Source organism: Streptomyces sp. NPDC001599, assembly GCF_042893535.1.
Taxonomy (GTDB): domain Bacteria; phylum Actinomycetota; class Actinomycetes; order Streptomycetales; family Streptomycetaceae; genus Streptomyces.
In genome coordinates, this window is the sequence record NZ_JBIAVA010000003.1 from 352,260 (window position 1) to 371,457 (window position 19,198).

Sequence of the window (19,198 nt, forward strand, 5' to 3'; positions counted from 1 at the left end):
ATCAAGAAAGGCCCAGTTCCGGACTTGGAACGTTCTAATTCTGTGACTTCGCGCCACTGATTCAATACGCAATGTTACCGAAACCCATGGGGTCGAGATGTGTTTCGGTGCCGGACTCGGCAGACTCGCGCTCGCCGCTCCGGCACCGACCGGGCCGGGCCGGCACCACCCTCGAAACGAGCGGAAGGATGCACACAATGCGGAACACCGCGCGCTGGGCAGCGACTCTGGGCCTGACGGCCACCGCCGTCTGCGGGCCCCTCGCCGGGGCCTCCCTCGCCTCCCCGGCCAACGCCCCCGCGTCGCTCTACGCCCCCTCGGCCCTGGTGCTGACCGTGGGGCACGGAGAGAGCGCTGCCACCGCCGCACCCCTGCGCGCGGTCACCCTGACCTGCGCCCCGACCGCCTCCGGCACCCACCCGGCGGCCGACGCGGCCTGCGCCGAACTGCGCGCCGCGCACGGCGACCCGGGCGCCCTGGCCGCCGAGGACTCGGTGATGTGCACCCGGGAGTACGCCCCCGTGGTCGTCACCGTCGACGGCGTGTGGCAGGGCCGGCGCCTCTCCTACGAACGCACCTTCGCCAACGAGTGCGTGAAGAACGCGGGCAGCGCGAGCGTCTTCACGTTCTGAGGGACCGGGACCGATGGGACCGTGCGGCGTGATCGGCTGCTCGCTACTGGGGAGTGCGAGCGCCGCCGTACGGGTCCCGCGGGCCCGCACCGGGGACGGCGGACGGAGTGGGGCCGTCCGCCGTTCTCCCGGTTCACGGGCGTGGTCACTCGTTCACGGCCGGGCCGTCCGCGGCCTGGGAGGGCCGGGCGCGGTGGCTGGTGTCGCACCACGGATAGCGCCGACTGCGCCGGCACGTGCACAGTGCCACCCGGAAGCGGTCGGAGGACACCGTCGTCCCGTCCTCCAGCTCCACCTCCACCGGCCCTTCCACCAGCAGCGGCCCCCGGCGCTGGACCTTGATCCGGCGCGGGGCGTTAGGCGGGCGCGGGGTGTCAGACGGGGAGTTCGGCACGGACGACCACCAACTCCTCCTCGTAGTCCGCCAGGGACAGCAGCCCGCGCTGGCGCAGCCAGCGCTCCCGGCCGCGCACCACGGGACCGAACGCGATCCGCCGCCGCCGGATCACCGCCGCCTTCAGGCCGGCCTCGCGCAGCAGCCCGACAGTCCGCCCCGGGTCACTGAGCGCCGACTGCACGAGCAGCAGCACCCCGCCGGGACGCAGCAGCCCGGGCACCTCCCGGCAGATCCGGTCCAGGACCGTGCGACCGTCGTGACCCGCGTCCCAGGCCCGCGCGGCACCACGCGGCCGGCGTCCGGAGGCGGGCGCCGGCACATACGGCGGATTGGCCAGCACCAGGTCGAACGACTCACCGCGCACGGGTGTGAAGAGGTTGCCGTGCCGGACGCGGATCCGCAGCCCGGCCCGGGCCGCGTTGAGCCGCGCGGCGCACACCGCGCGCCACGACACGTCCACCGCGGTCACCCGGCCGCCCCGCAGCGCCGCCGCCAGGGCGAGGGCACCCGTGCCGGTTCCCACGTCGAGCACGGCCGCGCCCGGCGGGAGTGACTCGTCGGACAGCGCCCCGGCCAGCAGGGCGGTGTCCTCCTGAGGGGCGTAGACGCCCGGTAGCACCATGAAATTCACGGATCCCACGTACCCCGGTCGTCATGAAATATGAGAAATTTCCCCGTGAGTACGGCGAGTGGCGGGCAGCGGCGTACGCAGGGACGACCGCCCCGCGCGCCAGTCGGCGAGCAGCCGGGCGCCGAGGCGCTCTTCGAGGCAGCCGGTGGCGTCGATGCCGAAGGCGACGTCCGCCGCGAGATGCGGCTCCTGCTCCAGCAGGCCGTTGATCACCTCGTGCCGCACGATCTGCTCGTGCACCGCGTCGGCCTCGACGTGCTCGTCGTAGAAGTGCTCGGCCGCCGGACCGGCGCCCGTGCGGCGCATCGCCTCGGCGAGCCGCCGGGAACCGGGTGACGAGGTGATCTCCACCGCCGCGAAGTGCCCCACCAGCGCCCCGCGCAGCGACCGGTGCAGGCCGAACAGGGACATCATGTTCACCGTGGCCAGGCACTCGGCCGAAGCCGCGTCCAGATGGGCCCCGTACGTCGTGTCCAGGTCCAGGTCCGCCATCAGGTCGGCGAACAGGCGGGCGTGCACCCGGTCGGCGCGGCCGCCCCCGTACTCGTCGAACTCCACCGCGGCCATCGCCGCCTTCGAACGGCCCCACAGGCGCGGCAGCACCCAGGCGTGCGGATCGGCCTCCTTGAGGTGGTACAGCGAGCGCTGGGCCGCGTACTCCCGCAGCTGCCACAATTCGCCCTCGTCCCGCAGGAAGTGGCTGACCCCCTCGCCGTGGACGGGTTCGACGAGCAGCGCCCCGACCGCGTCCGCGACGCTGTCGTGGACCGGGGTGTCGGCCCGCAGGGCGGACCCGAAGCGCCGCTCCAGCGCGGCCCGGACGCCGAGCAGGGCGGGGTCCCACTCCAGGTCGGGGGAGACACCCGCGAAGCCCCGGTAGTGCAGCTCGTAGCACTCGTACAGGGCGAGCTGGAGGTCGTCGCCGTACACGGGCGCGGCGGCGACGGCCTCGGGGGAGGGCAGCGGGCCCGTGCCCAGCAGATGTGCGCCGACGGCCTCGGAGACCGGTCCCCGGGCCGTCGGCAGCTGTGGTCCTTCGCGGTCGTACTCCATGCGACGCGAGTACCCGGACACCGCCTTGGCACCCCCGGCCGCGCTCAGCGGCACCTCACTCGCCCTCGACATCCTCCTGGGCGCCGGTGTTCGGGGAGGTGGCGTCCCCCGCCTCGCCCCGGTGCTCGCCCTCGTCGGACTCCGCCTCGCGGGGCCTGGCCTCCTCGATCTCGCGCAGGACCTCCTCGACCGCGGTCTCGGGCTGCTTGTGGTCGTGCTCGCCGTTCTGGGACACGGGGTCCTCCTTCTCGCTTGTCGTCCTCGCTTGTCGTCGTACCGCTCCCGCTTCCGGTCGTTCAGTTCGACGTGGACGCCAGGCGCAGGGGCACCGGCGCCGGGGGAGCGGCCTCCTCGCTGCGGCGCACGACCTCGGCCCACCAGGCAGGACCGTCCTCGATGTGGCGCAGCAGGACGCCCTCGCGGATGGCCCAGGGGCAGAGCGCCACCGACTCCAGACCGGTCAGCTTCATCGCGGTGTGACCCACTACGGCGCCCGCCAGGCTCTGGGCCGCGCGCGGCGCCGAGATGCCGGGCAGCCGGGCCCGCTCCGCGGCGGACAGGGCGGCCAGCCGCTCCACCGCGTCCCCCAGGTCCGAGCAACGCATCCGCCGCTCCGTGAAGGGCCCGTGCCGGCCCGGCGGGGCGCCGCACAGCCGCCCCAGCTGCTGGAACGTCCGCGAGGTGGCCACGGCGGTCCGCGGCCCCTCCCAGCGGATCCGCGCCGCCGCGTCCCGCAGCTGGTGGCGGACCTTGCGCCGCAGCGCCTTGACCTGCTCCGGCGAGGCCGGGTCCCGGCCGCCCGCCAGGAACTCGTGGGTCAGCCGGGCGGCCCCCAGCGGCAGCGAGGCCACGAAGCCGGGCAGCCGGCCACGCCCGAACGCCACCTCCAGCGAGCCGCCGCCTATGTCGAGCAGGGCGAGCGGACCGGACCGCCAGCCCATCCAGCGCCGGGCCGCGAGGAACGTCAGCTCCGCCTCCACCTCCCCCGGCAGGGTGCACAGCGGCACGCCGGTGCGGGCGTGGACGGTGCGCAGCACCTCACGCCGGTTCGGCGCGGCGCGCACCACCGCGGTCGCGAAGGCCAGCGGTCCCGACGCCCCCCACCGGTCCGCGGTCCTGCTCGCTTCGGCGACCGCCCCGACGAGCCGCTCCACGGCCTCCTCCGGGACCGGGCCGCCCGGCCTGACCTGCTCCGACAGACGCAGCCGCCACTTCGCGGTGTGCACCGGCAGCGGGACGCCGCCCTCGGCGTCCGCCACCATGAGCCGGACCGTGTTCGACCCCACATCCACCACGCTCGTACGCATGAGGGCAACAGGTACCCATTTGAGCGCCGATCAGGCCAGCTGCCGCCGCACCAGCTCGTGCAGCCGGCCGCCGGTGTCCGCCAGCAGCCGGGCGGGCGGGCCCTGCTGGGCGACCTTGCCGTCCTCCATCACGATCACGCGGTCGGCGTCCAGGACCGTGGACAGGCGGTGCGCGATCACGATCCGGGTGGCGTTGAGCGCCTTGGTGGACTCGATCACGGTGCGCTGCGTCTCGTTGTCCAGGGCGCTGGTGGCCTCGTCGAAGAAGAGGATGCGCGGCCGGCGGATCAGCGCCTGCGCGATCATCAGCCGCTGCCGCTGGCCCCCGGAGACCGCCCCGCTGCCCGACACGATGGTGTGCAGCCCCATCGGCATGCGTTCGATGTCCTCCGCGAGCCCCGCCATCCCGGCCGCCGCCATCGCCTCCTCGGGCGTGTACGGCTCGGTGCCGCAGATGACGTCCAGGATCGAGCCGGTGAAGGGCTGGGCGTGCTGGAGCACCACCCCGCACTGTCTGCGCACCGCCGACTGGTCCAGCGCGGCCAGGTCCTGGCCGTCGTACAGGACGCTGCCCGACAGCGGCCGGTCGAAGCCGATCAGTAGCCGCAGCAGGGTCGACTTGCCGCAGCCGCTGGGGCCGACGACCGCCACGAACTCGCCCGGCCGCACCTCGAAGGACACGTCGTCCAGGACCAGCGGCCCGTCGTCGGTGTACCGGAACGACAGCCGGCGCGCCTCGATCGCCCCCGACAGCGGCCCCGGCCGGGTGCTCGCCGTCCGTACCTCGGGCGTGGCGTCCAGGACCGGCCGGATCTCCTCGAACAGCGGCAGCGCCGCCACTCCCGACACGAAGGCACCGGTCAGCTGGGTGACCGAGGTCAGCAGCATCGTCACCGAGGCGTTGAAGGTGAGGAACTCCGCTGCCGACATCGAGCCCCGCGCCGGGCCGGCCAGCAGCATGAACATCAACAGGGTGCACAACGGCAGGTACACCGCGCCGAGCACCGCGTTCAGGTTCTTGATCCGGCCCGCCCGCTGCTGGAGCTCCCGGCTGTGCGCGAAGCGCTCCGCCCACGCCGCGTAGGCGTAGTTCTCGGCCGCCGCCACCCGCAGCTTCGGCAGCCCGCGCAGCGTCTGGAACGCCTGGTTGTTCAGCTTGTTGGTGAGTTTGACCAGCCGCCGCTGCCAGCGCACCTGCCACAGCCCGAGCCCGAGGAACACCCCGGCGACGACCACCAGCATGCCGATCGCCGCGAACGCCATCGGCACGCTGTACCAGAGCAGCAGACCCAGGTTCATCGCCCCGACGGTCACCGACTGGGCCACCGTCGGACCGACGCCCGCGAGCAGTCTGCGGATCGCGCTGATCCCCATGGCCGCGCTCGCCAGTTCGCCGGTGGAGCGTTCGGTGAAGAACCTCGTCGGCAGCCGCAGCAGGCGGTCCCACACGGCGGGCTGGAGCGTCGCCTCGATCCGGCCCTCCAGGCGCAGGATGGTCAGGTTCTGCAACAGCATGAAGGCCGCCGCGACGACACTGCTCAGCATCACCGCGAGACACACCTGCACGATCAGACCGGTCTGCGCCTTCGGCACGAACTCGCCGAGCACCCGGCCCGTCGCGATCGGCACCAGCGCGCCGAGCGCCACCGTCACCAGACCCGCGAGCAGCAGGGACGTCAGGTCCCGGCGCGTGCCCGCCAGACAGAACCGCAGCAGTCGCAGCGGACTGAGCCGCCGCTCCGGCAGCGGCCGGTAGAACATCACCGCGCGCGGCTCGAACTCCCCGGCGTTCGCCCGCTCCACCGGCGTCTCACGACCGGTCGCCGGATGCACGGCCACATAGCCCCCGCGGCGCCACAGCAGTGCCACCGGCGCCCCCGACAGGGTGCGGTGCCCGACCAGCGGCCCCACGTCGTCCCGCCACCAGCGGTCCTCCAGCCGCACCGACCTGGTCCGCACCCGCGAGGCGAGCGCGATCCGCTCCACCGGGTCGAGCCGGTCGCTCTCGGTGCCGCCCGAAGCCGGTTCGGCGAGCGGGATTCCGGCGGCGCGGGCGACCAGCTTGCAGGCCGCGTACGTGGCGTCGGCGTCGGCGGCCGTGGTGCGCTGCGCCGACCGCTTGCCGATGGAGGCCAGCAGCGTCCGGTCGGCCTGCGCGCGCACCGCCTCACCGGCCTTGATACCGGCCGCCGTCCGGGTCTCGTGGGTGCGCTCCAGCTGCTCGATCCACCGGTCCAGGGTGGTCAGCAGCCGGTACTGCTGGTCGACCATGCTCTGCCACAGCGCCGGGTCCATCAGCAGGTCGGCGGCCGCCTCCTCGCCGTACACCGCCCCGTACTGCACGCTGCCCGGCGGGACCTGCATCCAGAACACGTCGTCGTCGGTGGGTGCGGCGGCCCGCTCCGTGGCCATCGGCGCCTGGAACAGGACGGTCAGGCCGCGGCCCACGCCGAGGGCGAGGGCGTACTCCAGCGGACTCGTCGTCGGCGGGACGTACTGGGGGTTGCCGTACGCGTCGTACGACCAGGTCTGCGTCTGCGCCGGCTGGTACAGCTCGCGCAGCGCGATGCGGTGCACCACGCAGTCCCGCAGCGGACGCGCCACCAGCGTGTGCTGCGGCCCGTTGACCGGTCCCAGCAGCACCGAGCCAGCCGCCAGGCGCCCCAGGTGGTGCCAGTGGCCCTGCTCCCCGGCGTCCACCGCGAACAGGTCCACCGCGCCGGACACCACGAGCCACAGCACCTGCGGCCCCTCCAGGTCGAGGCGGTTGAACCCGGCGCAGTCGACGCGCGTGCCCAGCGAGCCGAGCGCTCCCAGGACCAGGTCACCCTGCCCCTCGTGCACGGTTGTCATCTCACCGCTCCCTGACCAGCGCCGCGTACGCGCCACCGCGCGCCAGCAGCTCCTCGTGCCGCCCGCGCTCCACGACCGTGCCGTGGTCGAGGACGACGATCTCGTCGCTGTCCCGCACCGTGCTCAGCCGGTGCGCGATCACCACGCACGCGCAACCGCGCCGGCGCAGGTTGTCCATCACCACCAGCTCGGTCTCCGCGTCCAGCGCGCTGGTCACCTCGTCCAGGACGAGGATGCTGGGCCGGCGCACCAGGGCCCGCGCGATCTCCAGGCGCTGGCGCTGCCCGCCGGAGAAGTTGCGGCCGTCCTGCTCCACCGGGCTGTGCAGGCCGCCCGGCCTGCGCGTCACCACGTCGTACAGCGCGGCGTCCTTCAGCGCCTCCACCACGGCGTCGTCGGGGATCGACGGGTCCCACAGCGCCACGTTGTCGCGCACCGAGCCCTCGAACAGGAACACGTCCTGGTCGACGAAGGAGACGGAGGACGCCAGCGCCCCGCGCGGGATGTCGTCGAGCCGCTGCCCGTCGATGCGGATCACGCCGTCCCAGGGCGCGTACAGGCCCGAGATCAGCCGCGACACGGTCGACTTGCCGCTGCCCGAACCGCCGACCAGGGCCACCTGCTGCCCCGGCCCCACGGTCAGGTCGAAGCCGGTCAGCAGCGGCTTGTCGAGCGGGTTGTAGCCGAAGGAGACGTTCTGCAGCTCCACGTGCCCGCGCAGCCGGCGGGTGGAGTCGCCGCCACCGGGGCGGTCGTAGAGCGGATCCGCCCGGAAGTTCTCCACGTCCTTCAGCCGGGCCACGTCGGCCGCGAAGTCCTGGATGCGGCCCGCGACACCGTTCAGCCGGGTCAGCGGCGCGGTGAAGCGGACCACCAGCGCCTGGAAGGCGACCAGCAGCCCCACCGAGATGTGCCCCTCGACCGCGCGCATGCCGCCGATCCACAGGATCAGCCCGCTGTTCAGCGTCGCCAGCGTCGGCGCGACCACGCCCAGCCAGGCACTCGGCACCCCGAGCCGCTGCTGCTCCTCCAGCGTGGTGGCGTGCTGGCCGGCCCACTTGCGGAAGTAGCCGTCCTCGCCGCCGGTCGCCTTCATCGTCTCGATCAGCTGGAGGCCGGTGTACGCGGTGTTGGTCAGCCGCGCCGTGTCCGCCCGCAGCTTGGCCGTACGGGTCGCGCGCAGCCGGATGACGACCCGCATCGCGAGGATGTTGAGCAGCGCCACACCGATGCCGACGAAGGTGAGCTGCGGGTCGTACGTGTACAGCAGCACGGCGTACAGGACGACCACGATCGCGTCCACGCCCGCCGCGGCGAGGTCGCGGGCCAGCGTTTCGGCGACGGCGTCGTTGGACTGAAGGCGCTGCACCAGGTCGGCGGGGCTGCGCTGGGAGAAGAAGGTCACCGGCAGCCGCAGCAGGTGCCGCAGGAAGCGGGCGCTGGAGAGGGTGGAGGAGATGATGCGGCCGTGCAGCAGGTTGGCCTGCTGGAGCCAGGTCAGCACCACCGTGAGCAGGACGCAGGCCCCCATCGACGCGAACAGCACGCCGAGCAGCGAGGTCTGCCCCCCGATGAGGAACATGTCGATGTAGGTGCGGCTGAGCGCGGGCACCGCCGCGCCGACCGCCACCAGGAGCAGGCTGGCCAGCACGGCGGCGGGCAGCGTGCCCGCGGTTCCGCGCAGCCGGGCGGGCATCGCGCCGAGCACACCGGGCTTGCGGCCGCCGCGGGCGAAGCCGTCACCGGGCTCCATGGTCAGCACCACACCGGTGAAGGAGCCGTCGAAGTCCTCCAGGGACACGAAACGGCGGCCCTTGCCCGGGTCGTTGATGAACACGCCGCGCCGCCCGAACCGGCGGCCCATGCCGTCGTAGACGACGTAGTGGTTGAACTCCCAGAAGAGGATGGCCGGTGCCGTCACCTCCGCCAGGGCGGCCAGGTCCATCTGCATGCCCTTGGCGGTGAACCCGTAACTGCGCGCCGCCTTCAGCAGATTGCTCGCCCGGGACCCGTCGCGGGAGACGCCGCAGGCGATCCGCAGCTCCTCCAGCGGGACATGGCGGCCGTAGTGCCCCAGCACCATGGCGAGGGAAGCGGCACCGCACTCCACGGCCTCCATCTGGAGCACGGTGGGCGTGCGGACGGTCTTCGCGCGGCTCTTCGGCACGCTGCGCCTCGGCGGGGCGGCGCGGCGTCTGCCCCGGGTCTCCTGTGCGGTGCTCACGGCAGCAGCCAATCGACGGGACGCTGGTCGGCCAGCCGGATCGAGCCCGAGGCCAGGGTCATGGAGGTCAGTCCGAAGGGCGGTCCGTCGGCCGAGGACCACTCGTAGCCGCTCTTCGTGGACTTGGAGGTGTCCAGCCGCACCGTCACGGCGACCGGCCTGCCGTCCTCGGTGAACTGCTCGCCGAGCGCGCTGTCCCCGAGGAACGCGCCGATCGTCTGCGCCGACTGGGCCGAGCGGTCCACGGACTTCACCTCCCCGTGCAGGACGCCGTACTGCTGGGTCGGCACCGACTGGACGGTCAGGTCGACAAAGGCGTGCGCGGGGATGGCGGCGGCCTTCTCGGCGGGGACGTACACGGTGGCGTAGAGGGGGTCGTCGGCGTGGGCGACCTTCTCGACGGACGCGACGTTCGCGCCGGTACCGATGATCTGCCCGACGGTGGCCGCGAGTGCGCTGACCCGGCCGGCGTCGACCGTGCGGACCACCGTCTCGCCCTTCGCGGTGCGGACCTTCAGCACCGGGGCGTCGGCGGCCAGCCGCTGACCCGGACGGGCGAGGACCGCGGTGACCTGCCCGGAGACGGGACTTTGCAGGAGGTAACTGCCCTGGCCGTGGGTGAGGATGGCGGGCGCGGACACGGTGGAGGTCACCGAGCCGCCCACCGCCCACACGGACGCGGCGGCCATGGCGATCACCGTCACGGACAGCACCAGCCAGCCCTGGGGGCGGGCGAAACGCACCGGGAGATCGAGCTCCTCCGGTGACTGGAGTTTTGCGAGGGCCTGTTGGCGGAACTGCACGGCTGACGTATCCAGGGCTCGGTGAGAACGGCCGAAGGGGGAGAACGGCCGAAAAGTCCCGGAGCCTGGACGGCTCCGGGACTCAGCGACGCAAGGGCGCGATCAGAGACCGGCGACCAGGCCCTGGACCGGGGCCGTGTTCAGGCCGGTGGCACCCTCGACCGTGCCGACGACCGTGTCGAGCAGGCCGGAGACCGGGGCGATGCCGTCCACCAGGCCGGTGACGGTGCCGACGGCGTTGACGTTCAGGCCGCCGGAGACGTTGTCGAGGTCGGCGTCGGAGATCTCGACGGTCTCAACCTGGGGGGTGGAGTTCATGATGGAACTTCCCTTCGTATAGCTATTTCACAAGGGGGGAGCGGCCCCCTCTGGGGACAGATGACGGCCGCGACCGCGGGCGCCGGGCGCCCTTTTCCGGAGCCCTCCGCGGCCCCCGCGGTGCGATGGATCAAAGCACGCGGCCGGTCCGGGCTTCCAATCAAACACCCCTCTCACCAGCACACTTGCGAGGCCCGCGCGCCCAAGCGTGCAGGGGTGCGCACGCCTTCGCGGCGACTTCTTCACACGGTGCGCGAGATCGGCTCGTGCGATCCCTTGCCCCTGCCGAGGTGATTGGGACACTCCGGCCCCAAAGGCGTACGGGCCGCCGCGGGCTTGTGCAGATGCTCCAACGGGAGTGACCGGGTTGGGCATTCGATGTGCAGATTCGCTGAAGCAGTCATTCCGCTCCGTGATCGCGACGGTGTGTCGTCGGGCGAACGCGGAGGGTGCCGGAGTGGCGCGCGGATCGGCGTGCCTGCGGTGCGAGCCGACGGACCGTCTGAACACGCCGCCCGGCCCGTGCGTACCAACAGCCGTCCAGGCGCCCCCAACAGCTGCCGGACCGGCGGGTGCCAACCCCGGTCCCAGGAGGTCGAGAAGGTTGAGTCACAAGCGAATCCCGAAGCGCAGGGCCGCGATGGCGGCGGGCGGTGTGGTGGCGCTCGGCGCGGCCGCGATCCTGCTGCCGAACGCCAACGCCTCGCAGGACGGCGGCTCCTCGGACGATGCCGCCGCGGCACCCAGGACCCTCAAGGCGGCGGACGCGTCGGATCTCGCCGCACGGCTGGCCGGCCTGCTCGGCGACACCTTCGCCGGTTCCTACTACGACTCCGGCGCGCAGCAACTCGTCGTCAACGTCGTCCCCGGCGACGACGACCAGGTGGTCGCGCAGGCCGAGAAGGCGGGCGCGGAGGTGCGCGAGGTCGACAACAGCATGGGCGAGCTGCGCAGCGGCGCGCAGACCCTGAAGGCCGAGGCGAGCATCCCCGGGACCTCGTGGGCGATCGACCCGCGCACCAACAAGATCCTGGTGACCGCCGACAGCACCGTCACCGGCGACCGGTGGGACCGGCTGGAGTCCACCGTCGACGGCCTCGGCTCCGGCATGGCGACGGTCAGGAAGTCCGCGGGCACCTTCAAGACCTTCGCGTCGGGCGGCGACGCGATCTTCGGCGGCGGAGCGCGCTGCTCCCTCGGCTTCAACGTCACCGCGGGCGACGGCTCGCCCGCCTTCCTGACGGCCGGTCACTGCGGGGTCGCGGCCGACCAGTGGTCCGACGCACAGGGCGGCCAGCCGATCGCCACCGTCGACCAGGCGGTCTTCCCCGGCGAGGGCGACTTCGCGCTCGTCAGGTACGACGACCCGGCGACCCAGGCGCCGAGCGAGGTCAACCTCGGCGACCAGACCCTCCCGATCAGCGGGGCCGCCGAGGCGGCGGTCGGCCAGGAGGTCTTCCGCATGGGCAGTACGACCGGGCTGGCCGACGGGCAGGTGCTCGGCCTGGACGCCACCGTCAACTACCCCGAGGGCACGGTCACCGGCCTCATACAGACCGACGTCTGCGCCGAGCCAGGCGACAGCGGCGGCTCCCTCTTCACGCGCGACGGCCTCGCGATCGGCCTGACCTCCGGCGGCAGCGGTGACTGCACGGTCGGCGGCGAGACCTTCTTCCAGCCGGTCACCACGGCCCTGGAGGCGGTCGGCGCGACCCTTGGGGGCGGGGACGGCGGTGCGGGCGCCGGAGACGCGGGCGACGGCGGTGCGGGGGACGCCGGTGACGGCGGTGCCGGCGCGGGTGACGCGGGCGATGCGGGGGGTGCGGGCGACGGTGGTGCCGGTACGGCGGACGCGGGTGACGGTGCGGCCGTCGGCGGTGCGGACGGTTCGGGGCTGACGGGCTGACGCCACGTTGTCCCGGCCCGGGCTGCCGCCCGACCCTCGCCGGGGCCGGGCGGCAGCTCGGTCCGGTCCGGGTGACCGGTGGACGCGCCGACCTGGCGGCCGCAGCCGGCAGCAGGTGTCCGTGCCCCGCGCGCCCGTGCGACGGAGGCGCGGGCCGCGGACGGCTCGGCGCGGCCGGTCTGTCCCCGGGCGCGCTGCCTGACGCACCTGCCGTCCGGCTGCGGGCGGCAGCCGGGGACGGGTGTCCGTGGCCCGCGCGCCCTCGTGACGGGGGCGCGGGGCGCGGATGGCTCGGCGCGGCCGGTCTGCCCCCCCGGGCCGCGCCGCCTGACGCACCGGTTCGTGTTCCTCCGCGCAGCGGCGCGGGCGCGAAGTGCCTGTCCGCGAGCCCCGGAGTGCTCCTGGTCGCCGGTCCCCGGTCCCCAGGGGCTGCGCAGATGACCCATAAGCGCTGTAATGGCCAGGTGGCCGGAGAGGACGCTGCGGAACGCGGACCGAGGACGCTGCGTGCCGAGGGCGCCCTGAACGCGATCGTGGCCGGACCGGTGCCGCACGAGCGGCTGCGCGGGATCCTCGAACAGGCGCTGGTCTTCGCGGGCGCCTCCTTCGCCGCGCTGTACACACCGGGCGACGACCGCGAGTTGCTCTGCCTGGTCGAGTCGGCCGGAGTGCCCCGCACCCTGTACGGCGTACGCGACAGCTACCCCGCGTCCGGCGGCTCCCCGGTCGCCGACGCCCACCGCGCCGGCCAGGCGGTGTGGATCGGGCCGGAGGAGTTCGCCGGATCGGCGGAGTCACGGCATGTGCCGTCCAGCGGCTTCTCGCTCGCCGTCCTGCCCGTACGCGGGGGCGGCGGCGGCTGCCTCCTCGCCCTGACCGAGCGCCCGGACGGGTTCGACACCGACGACCGCACGTGCCTGGAGGTGATCGCCGAGGCGATGACCTGCCCCGCCCCGGCCGGGACCGCCGAGCGCGCCGAGGCCGGTGACCTCCAGCCGGACGCCTTCACCCTGGCCATGGACACCGGCCGGGCGGAGGTCGGCGACGACATCCTGCGGCTGTTCGGACTCGCCCCCGGGGAGTTCGACGGCAAGGTCGAGACACTGCTCGGCCTCACCGTGCCGGAGGACCTGCCCTCGCTGATGTCGGTGACCGAGTCCGACCACATGACGATCGGTGAGCGCGAGCTGGAGTTCCGGGTGCTGCAGCCCACCGGCCCGCCGAAGTGGCTGCGGCTCAGCGGGCGCCTGCTGCCCGGCGGCGACGGCCGGCCGGCCCTCCTGGTCGGCACCGTGGCCGACGCCTCCACTCTGCGTCCGGACGTGACCGACGTCGCCCGCGTCCAGCGGCTCGCCGCCGCGCTCGCCACCGCCGGGACCGTCCGCGACGTCAGCCAGGCCGTCGTCGCCGCCCTGCGCAGACCGCTCAGGGCCGACCGCATCGCGCTGGCCGAGCTGGAGAACGACCGGCTCGTCGTCACCGTCCTCGACCCGCCCGACCCCGAGTCCTGGCCCGAACTGTGGCGCCTGGAATGGCGCACCGAGTGGCCGGACGCACCGGTACGGGCCATGCCCACCCTGGCCGCCGCGCTGCGCGAGGGCCGCGCCCGTATCTGGCCCGCCGGCACCGGCGACCTGGAACCCGCCCTCGCAGACGTCGGCCCCGGCGGCCTCGCCGTACTGCCGCTGCCCGCCGGCGGACGCATGGCCGGTGCCTGCCTGATCGGCTGGGACACCCCGCACGACTTCGGCCCCGACGAGCGCGCCCTGCTCACCGCCTCCGCGGGCCTGGCCGGACAGGCCCTGATGCGCGCCCACGCCTTCGACGCCGAGCACGAGCTGGTCGGCATGCTCCAGCGCCAGCTGCTGCCGCGCCGCCTGCCCAAACTGCCCGGCGCGGTCGCCGTCGCCCGCTACCTGCCCAGCACGGCGGGCCTGGAGCTGGGCGGCGACTGGTACGACGTGATCCCGCTGCCCGATCATCACGTCGCCCTCGTCATCGGCGACGTCCAGGGCCACAGCGCCGGTGCGGCCACCCTCATGGGCCAGATGCGCACCGCCCTGCGCGCCTACGCCGTCGAGGGCCACCCGCCGGACGTCGTCGTCTCCCACGCCAACCGGCTGCTGACCGGCATGGAGACCGACCTCTTCGCCACCTGCGTCTACGTCGACCTCGACATGGAGGAGGGCTCCGCCTGGTGCGTGCGCGCGGGCCACCTGCCACCGGTGCTGCGCCACCCCGACGGCAGCACCGAGATCGCGGAGGTGGAGGGCGGCCCGCCGCTCGGCGTGGTGACCCAGGCCGACTTCCCGATGAGCCCGCTGCGGCTGCGTCCCGGCACGCTGATCGCCCTCACCACGGACGGCCTCGTGGAGACGCCGGAGTCCGACATCGACGAGGGCATGGACCGGTTCGCGCACGCGCTGGCCGTCTCCGCCCCCGGGCACCTCGGACTCGTCGCCGACGCCCTGCTCGGCAACGCGCGCCGCAACGACGACGTGGCCCTGCTGCTGGTGCGCTACGACGGAATGGCACTGCGCCCGCTGCGCGAGAGCTGGTCGGTGTGGCGGCTGCCCGAGGCCGTGCGGCACGCCCGCCGCTTCACCCGGCGCACCCTGCGCACCTGGGGAGTACCGGACGACGACATCGACGGAGTGCTCCTGATCGTCTCCGAGCTGGTCACCAACGCGCTCGTGCACACCGACGGCAGGGTACGGCTCGACCTCACGCTGATCGGCGGACGGCTGCGCGTGGCCGTCGCCGACGCCTCGCCGCGCACGCCCGTCAAGCCGACCAGCATCGGCTGGGAGGCCACGGGCGGACGCGGCATCCTCCTCGTCGAGGCGATGTCGGCCACCTGGGGGACGCTGCCGGTCAGCGGGGGCAAGCAGGTGTGGAGCGAGATACCGGTGGGCGGCGGCTGAGCCTCGCGGGCCGCGCGCCCCCCGGGTTTCACGGGTCGCCGCGCGGGGACCCGGACGGGCGAACACACCAGAAGCGGAACCAGAAGGAAGATGATGCCCCGTGACCACGGACACCGGCGGCAAACCCGCCGTCCGTCGGCTGGAGACAGGCTGGTCGAAGGCCCGTCGCCTGCGGAGCAGGGGCGTGATGCGCACCTGTGTACCCGCCGTGGAGGACGGCAGCACCGTCCACGCACCGCAACCGGGCCAGGAGTCGAACATCGTCCGGGGCGAGGACTGACCGAGCCCCGAGGGTGGTGACACCGCCCAGCGCGCCGGCCTTCGTGCCGGCGCGGTGCGCGTTCCGGGGCGGTCGCGGACCGCGAGGGGCACGCCGGTACCGTCACAGGCGTCCCGCAGTACCCGCAAGAGGGCACGGAGCCCGCGACATGGCACGGATCCGCTCATGAACATCCTGGTCACCGGCGCCGCCGGATTCATCGGCTCCCGGTACGTCCGCGGGCTGCTCGCCTCCGACGCGCCCGGCGCACCGCGGATCACCGTGCTGGACGCCCTCACCTACGCCGGAACCACCGCCAACCTCGAACTCGGCCACCCCCGGCTGGAGTTCGTGCACGGCGACATCCGCGACGCGGCGCTCGTGGACAAGCTGACCGCCGGGGCCGACCAGGTGGTGCACTTCGCCGCCGAGTCCCACGTGGACCGCTCCATCCACGCCGCCTCCGACTTCGTCCTCACCAACGTCGTCGGCACCCAGAACCTGCTCGACGCCGCCCTGCGCCACGGGGTGGGCCCCTTCGTGCACGTCTCCACCGACGAGGTCTACGGCTCCGTCGGCTCCGGATCGGCGACCGAGGAGCACCCCCTGCGGCCGAGTTCCCCGTACTCCGCCTCGAAGGCGTCGGGCGACCTGCTGGCCCTCTCCTACCACCGCACCCACGGCCTCGACGTACGGGTGACCCGGTGCTCCAACAACTACGGCCCGCGCCAGTTCCCCGAGAAGCTCGTGCCGCTGTTCGTCACCCGTCTCCTGGACGGCCACCGGGTCCCGCTGTACGGGGACGGCCGCAACGTCCGCGACTGGCTGCACGTCGACGACCACTGCCGGGGCGTCGACATGGTCCGCACCCGCGGCCGGGCCGGCGAGGTCTACAACATCGGCGGCGGCACCGAGCTGAGCAACCGCGACCTCACGGGCCTGCTCCTCGACGCCTGCGGCGCGGGGCCCGACCGGGTCGTGCACGTCGAGGACCGCAAGGGCCACGACCTGCGCTACTCGGTCGACTGGAGCAAGGCCCGCGAGGAACTGGGCTACCGCCCCCATCGCGACTTCGCGACCGGGCTGGCCGAGACCGTCGCCTGGTACCGGGACAACCGGGCCTGGTGGGAGCCGCTCGAGCGGCGCGCCGACGCGGGGTGACGGGCCTGGTCCGGACGGGTCAGCCGTGCGTCTTGGCCAGCAGGTCCAGGATGTCCCGCGTCGTGCCCGTCTCGCCCAGGCGCGGGAAGATCCGCTCGACGCTGCCCCGGTGCGCCTCGGCACTCATGTCGCTCATGGCGTCCGTCGCCAGCGTGACGTGATAGCCGTGCTCGTGGGCGGCGCGGGCGGTGGACTCCACACCGATGCTGGTGGCGATGCCGGTCAGCACGATCTGGGTGACGCCGCGGCGGCGCAGCTGGACATCGAGACCGGTGCCGTGGAACGCGCCCCAGTTGCGCTTGGTGACGGTGAGGTCGCCGGGGTGCCCGGCCAGTTCGTCGACGACGACGTCCCAGCCCTCGGGCCGCGGCCCGCCGGCGCCGCCCGCCTCCGTGCGACCGGGCACGGCGTCCGCCCCGTCGGCGGCGAAGGAGACCCGGACCAGCACCACGGGCAGGTCGCGGGCCCGGAAGGCTTCGGCCAGTTCGGCACTCCGGGCCACGACCTCGGCGCCGGTGTACGGCTCGGTGGGCGCGGCGACGATCCCGGCCTGGAGGTCGATCACGACGAGGGCGGTACGGGGGTCCAGGGCGGTGACGGTCATGAGGCGGTGCCTTTCGGATGGTTCTCACGCGGTTCGGCCGCGGTCGAACCCACGGTAATTTCGACAGGTAAAACTGTCCAGCCAAGCCTGCACAGTTTTACCTGTCGATTAAGCTGGACCGCGTGCGTCTGCTGATCACGTCCGACACCCACCTGCCCAAGCGCGCGAAAGAACTGCCGGCGCCGTTGCTGGCGGAGCTTCCGCGCGCGGACGTCGTCCTGCACGCGGGGGACTGGGTCGACACGGCCACCCTCGACCTGCTGGAGAGCCGCAGCCGCAGACTCGTCGGCGTCCACGGCAACAACGACGGACCCGCGCTGCGTGCCCGGCTGCCCGAGGTGGCCTGCGCGGACCTCGGCGGCCTGCGCTTCGGCGTCGTCCACGAGACGGGCGCCGCACAGGGGCGGGAGGCCCGCTGCGCCGCCCGCTTCCCCGACCTGGACGTCCTCGTCTTCGGGCACAGCCACATTCCGTGGGACACCACCACCGCCACCGGCCTGCGACTGCTCAACCCCGGTTCGCCGACGGACCGGCGCCGTCAGCCGTACCGCACCTACATGACCGCCACGGTCGCCGACGGGCGACTGCGGGACGTCGAGCTGCACCGGCTGCCGCAGCGGTGAGCAGCGGCCCGCAGCGGGACGGGCGGCACCCGTGAGGGCGCCGCCCGGTGCGGACCGGGCCGCTCCGTGTCGGAGGAAGCGGCCCGGGCGCTTCTTCTGGAGTGCGCTGTCACGGACCTCCTTCCGGGGCAGTGGTGTCGAGGGCATGCATGCCTCGTCCGTTTCCGGGCGACTACCCGTGCCGGGCCGCCTCACACATGTGTGCGGGGACGATCCGCCCGGCCCGGACCGCGTGGCGCCTCAGCCGGCCGACGGCCCCGTCCAGTCCGCCGCCACATGGCCGATGCGGACCCGCTGCGGGTGATCGCCGACGGGCACGGAGACCGACTTCTCGCCGGTGGCGAAGTCGATGGCCGTCACCTGGTCGGCGCCGCTCTCGGAGACCACGCAGTGCGTGCCGTCGCCGCTGACCGTGGCCCAGTAGGGCTTGGCCGCGGGCACGAGCGGTCCCTCCTGGAGGGTGTCGCGGTCCACGACCGTCGCATAGTCGTCCATCGTGCCCGCGACGCAGATCCGGGCGCCGTCCGGGCTCATCGAGAGGCCGTGGTGGCGCGAGTCGTTGACCCACTTCGTGCGGTCCTCGCTGGTGGCGGGGTTCTTCGGCAGGGTCTTCGTCCGGGTGATCCGGTCCCCGGCGACGTCGTACTCGAAGAAGCCGTTGAAGAACGAGACCTGGAAGTACAGCTTCGACTCGTCGGGCGAGAAGACGGCGGGCCGCACCGCGTCCGAGTGGTCGCCGAGGCCGATCGCGTCGAGCCGCTCGCGCATGTCGATGACCCTGACCCGCTCGTACGTCCTCGCGTCCACGACCGTGATGCGCCGGTCGCCCTTCGTCCAGTCGAGCCAGGGGGCGTCGAGCGCGGTGTTCACCTCGCCGATGGACATGTTCCAGATGTACCTGCCGTCGCTGCTGAAGATGTTCTCGTGGGGCTTGTCGCCGGTGCCGAACGAGCCGACCTGCTCACCCGTCTCGATGTCCAGGACGTGCACGGTGTTCGAGGTCGACGCCGAGACGGCGACCCGGGTGCCGTCGGGGGAGACCGCCATGTGGTCGGAGCGGTAGCCCGAGACGGGGAAGCGCCAGTTGATGTCGCCGGTGGCGAGGTCGACGGAGACCACGTCGGCGAAGCTCGGCCGGGAGACGACCACCGAGGCGCCGTCCGGGGTCGAGTACATGTCGTCGACGAGCTGGTCGTGTCCCTCGCCGACGCCGTTGCGGATGGCCTGGAAGTAGATCCACTTGATCGGATCGGCGTTGATCTCCGCCATCCGCTCCGCCTTGTCCGGGACGACGTCGATCCGGCCGATCCTCGCGAAGTCACCGGTGGACCGGATGACGTCCGCGGTGCCGTCCCAGTTGTTGCCGACGAACATCACCTCGCGCAGGGCGGCGGGGGCGTCCGGAACGGCCGAGGCCGTGGCGGCGGGGGCGGCGACGGTGAGGGCGAGGGCGGCGGCTACGGCGCCGAGGTGCCTGGTCGAGAAGGCGGGCATGGTGCTCTC

General features: G+C 73.3%; 17 protein-coding genes. 6 read left to right on the top strand and 11 right to left on the bottom strand.

From position 1 onward, the window contains the following. Positions 1-197 precede the first annotated feature (197 nt). Complete coding sequence (locus ACFYZ3_RS10445) at positions 198-632, top strand: protease inhibitor (protein WP_388515217.1); 435 nt, start codon at positions 198-200, stop codon at positions 630-632. Positions 633-777: 145 nt separating this feature from the next. On the opposite strand, the gene ACFYZ3_RS10450 is transcribed toward ACFYZ3_RS10445, so the two are convergent. From ACFYZ3_RS10450 to ACFYZ3_RS10490, 9 genes are all read right to left on the bottom strand, one after another. Further along, on the bottom strand, positions 778-1,026 hold the full coding sequence (locus tag ACFYZ3_RS10450) for a CDGSH iron-sulfur domain-containing protein (protein ID WP_388515219.1): 249 nt from the start codon (positions 1,024-1,026) through the stop codon (positions 778-780). Then, a complete protein-coding gene (locus ACFYZ3_RS10455) occupies positions 1,007-1,651 on the bottom strand; it encodes a HemK2/MTQ2 family protein methyltransferase (RefSeq protein WP_388515221.1) in 645 nt (214 codons plus the stop codon). Before ACFYZ3_RS10455 ends, ACFYZ3_RS10450 begins: the two co-directional genes overlap by 20 nt. A gap of 30 nt (positions 1,652-1,681) precedes the next feature. After that, the gene (locus ACFYZ3_RS10460) at positions 1,682-2,713 is read right to left on the bottom strand and encodes an iron-containing redox enzyme family protein (RefSeq protein WP_388515977.1); all 1,032 of its coding nucleotides are present in this window, start codon (positions 2,711-2,713) and stop codon (positions 1,682-1,684) included. 55 nt (positions 2,714-2,768) lie between these two features. Beyond that, on the bottom strand, positions 2,769-2,948 hold the full coding sequence (locus tag ACFYZ3_RS10465) for a hypothetical protein (protein WP_388515223.1): 180 nt from the start codon (positions 2,946-2,948) through the stop codon (positions 2,769-2,771). Positions 2,949-3,009: 61 nt separating this feature from the next. Next, on the bottom strand, positions 3,010-4,020 hold the full coding sequence (locus ACFYZ3_RS10470) for a Ppx/GppA family phosphatase (RefSeq protein ID WP_388515225.1): 1,011 nt from the start codon (positions 4,018-4,020) through the stop codon (positions 3,010-3,012). A gap of 30 nt (positions 4,021-4,050) precedes the next feature. Then, positions 4,051-6,873 (bottom strand): NHLP bacteriocin export ABC transporter permease/ATPase subunit, encoded by a 2,823-nt coding sequence (locus tag ACFYZ3_RS10475; protein ID WP_388515227.1) that lies wholly within the window; start codon positions 6,871-6,873, stop codon positions 4,051-4,053. Between the two features lies 1 nt (position 6,874). Continuing rightward, positions 6,875-9,097: an NHLP family bacteriocin export ABC transporter peptidase/permease/ATPase subunit gene (locus ACFYZ3_RS10480; protein ID WP_388515229.1), complete on the bottom strand. Its 2,223-nt coding sequence runs from the start codon at positions 9,095-9,097 to the stop codon at positions 6,875-6,877. Then, positions 9,094-9,900, bottom strand: a complete 807-nt coding sequence (locus tag ACFYZ3_RS10485) for an HlyD family efflux transporter periplasmic adaptor subunit (RefSeq protein ID WP_388515231.1) — start codon at positions 9,898-9,900, stop codon at positions 9,094-9,096. The genes ACFYZ3_RS10480 and ACFYZ3_RS10485 overlap by 4 nt, the downstream gene beginning before the upstream one ends. A gap of 102 nt (positions 9,901-10,002) precedes the next feature. Then, positions 10,003-10,218 (bottom strand): type A2 lantipeptide, encoded by a 216-nt coding sequence (locus tag ACFYZ3_RS10490; protein WP_356856127.1) that lies wholly within the window; start codon positions 10,216-10,218, stop codon positions 10,003-10,005. A 604-nt stretch (positions 10,219-10,822) separates the two neighbouring features. On the opposite strand from ACFYZ3_RS10490, the gene ACFYZ3_RS10495 reads away from it, so the two are divergent. The 4 genes from ACFYZ3_RS10495 (at position 10,823) to rfbB (ending at position 16,468) form a co-directional block, all read left to right on the top strand. Continuing rightward, positions 10,823-12,124, top strand: a complete 1,302-nt coding sequence (locus tag ACFYZ3_RS10495; RefSeq protein ID WP_388515233.1) for a S1 family peptidase — start codon at positions 10,823-10,825, stop codon at positions 12,122-12,124. A gap of 437 nt (positions 12,125-12,561) precedes the next feature. After that, entirely contained in the window at positions 12,562-15,048 is a 2,487-nt protein-coding gene (locus tag ACFYZ3_RS10500; protein WP_388515235.1) for a SpoIIE family protein phosphatase, read from the top strand. A gap of 100 nt (positions 15,049-15,148) precedes the next feature. Beyond that, positions 15,149-15,328, top strand: coding sequence for a hypothetical protein (locus ACFYZ3_RS10505; protein ID WP_388515236.1), 180 nt, complete (start codon positions 15,149-15,151; stop codon positions 15,326-15,328). A gap of 165 nt (positions 15,329-15,493) precedes the next feature. Next, positions 15,494-16,468: a dTDP-glucose 4,6-dehydratase gene (rfbB, locus tag ACFYZ3_RS10510; protein WP_388515238.1), complete on the top strand. Its 975-nt coding sequence runs from the start codon at positions 15,494-15,496 to the stop codon at positions 16,466-16,468. Between the two features lie 19 nt (positions 16,469-16,487). Here rfbB and ACFYZ3_RS10515 read toward each other — a convergent pair whose 3' ends face one another. Beyond that, positions 16,488-17,072, bottom strand: coding sequence for a hydrolase (locus tag ACFYZ3_RS10515; RefSeq protein WP_388515241.1), 585 nt, complete (start codon positions 17,070-17,072; stop codon positions 16,488-16,490). Positions 17,073-17,194: 122 nt separating this feature from the next. Here ACFYZ3_RS10515 and ACFYZ3_RS10520 point away from each other — a divergent pair, with 122 nt between their 5' ends. Beyond that, positions 17,195-17,695, top strand: coding sequence for a metallophosphoesterase family protein (locus ACFYZ3_RS10520; RefSeq protein WP_388515242.1), 501 nt, complete (start codon positions 17,195-17,197; stop codon positions 17,693-17,695). A gap of 240 nt (positions 17,696-17,935) precedes the next feature. Here ACFYZ3_RS10520 and ACFYZ3_RS10525 read toward each other — a convergent pair whose 3' ends face one another. After that, positions 17,936-19,189 (bottom strand): YncE family protein, encoded by a 1,254-nt coding sequence (locus tag ACFYZ3_RS10525; RefSeq protein WP_388515244.1) that lies wholly within the window; start codon positions 19,187-19,189, stop codon positions 17,936-17,938. Positions 19,190-19,198 lie beyond the last annotated feature (9 nt).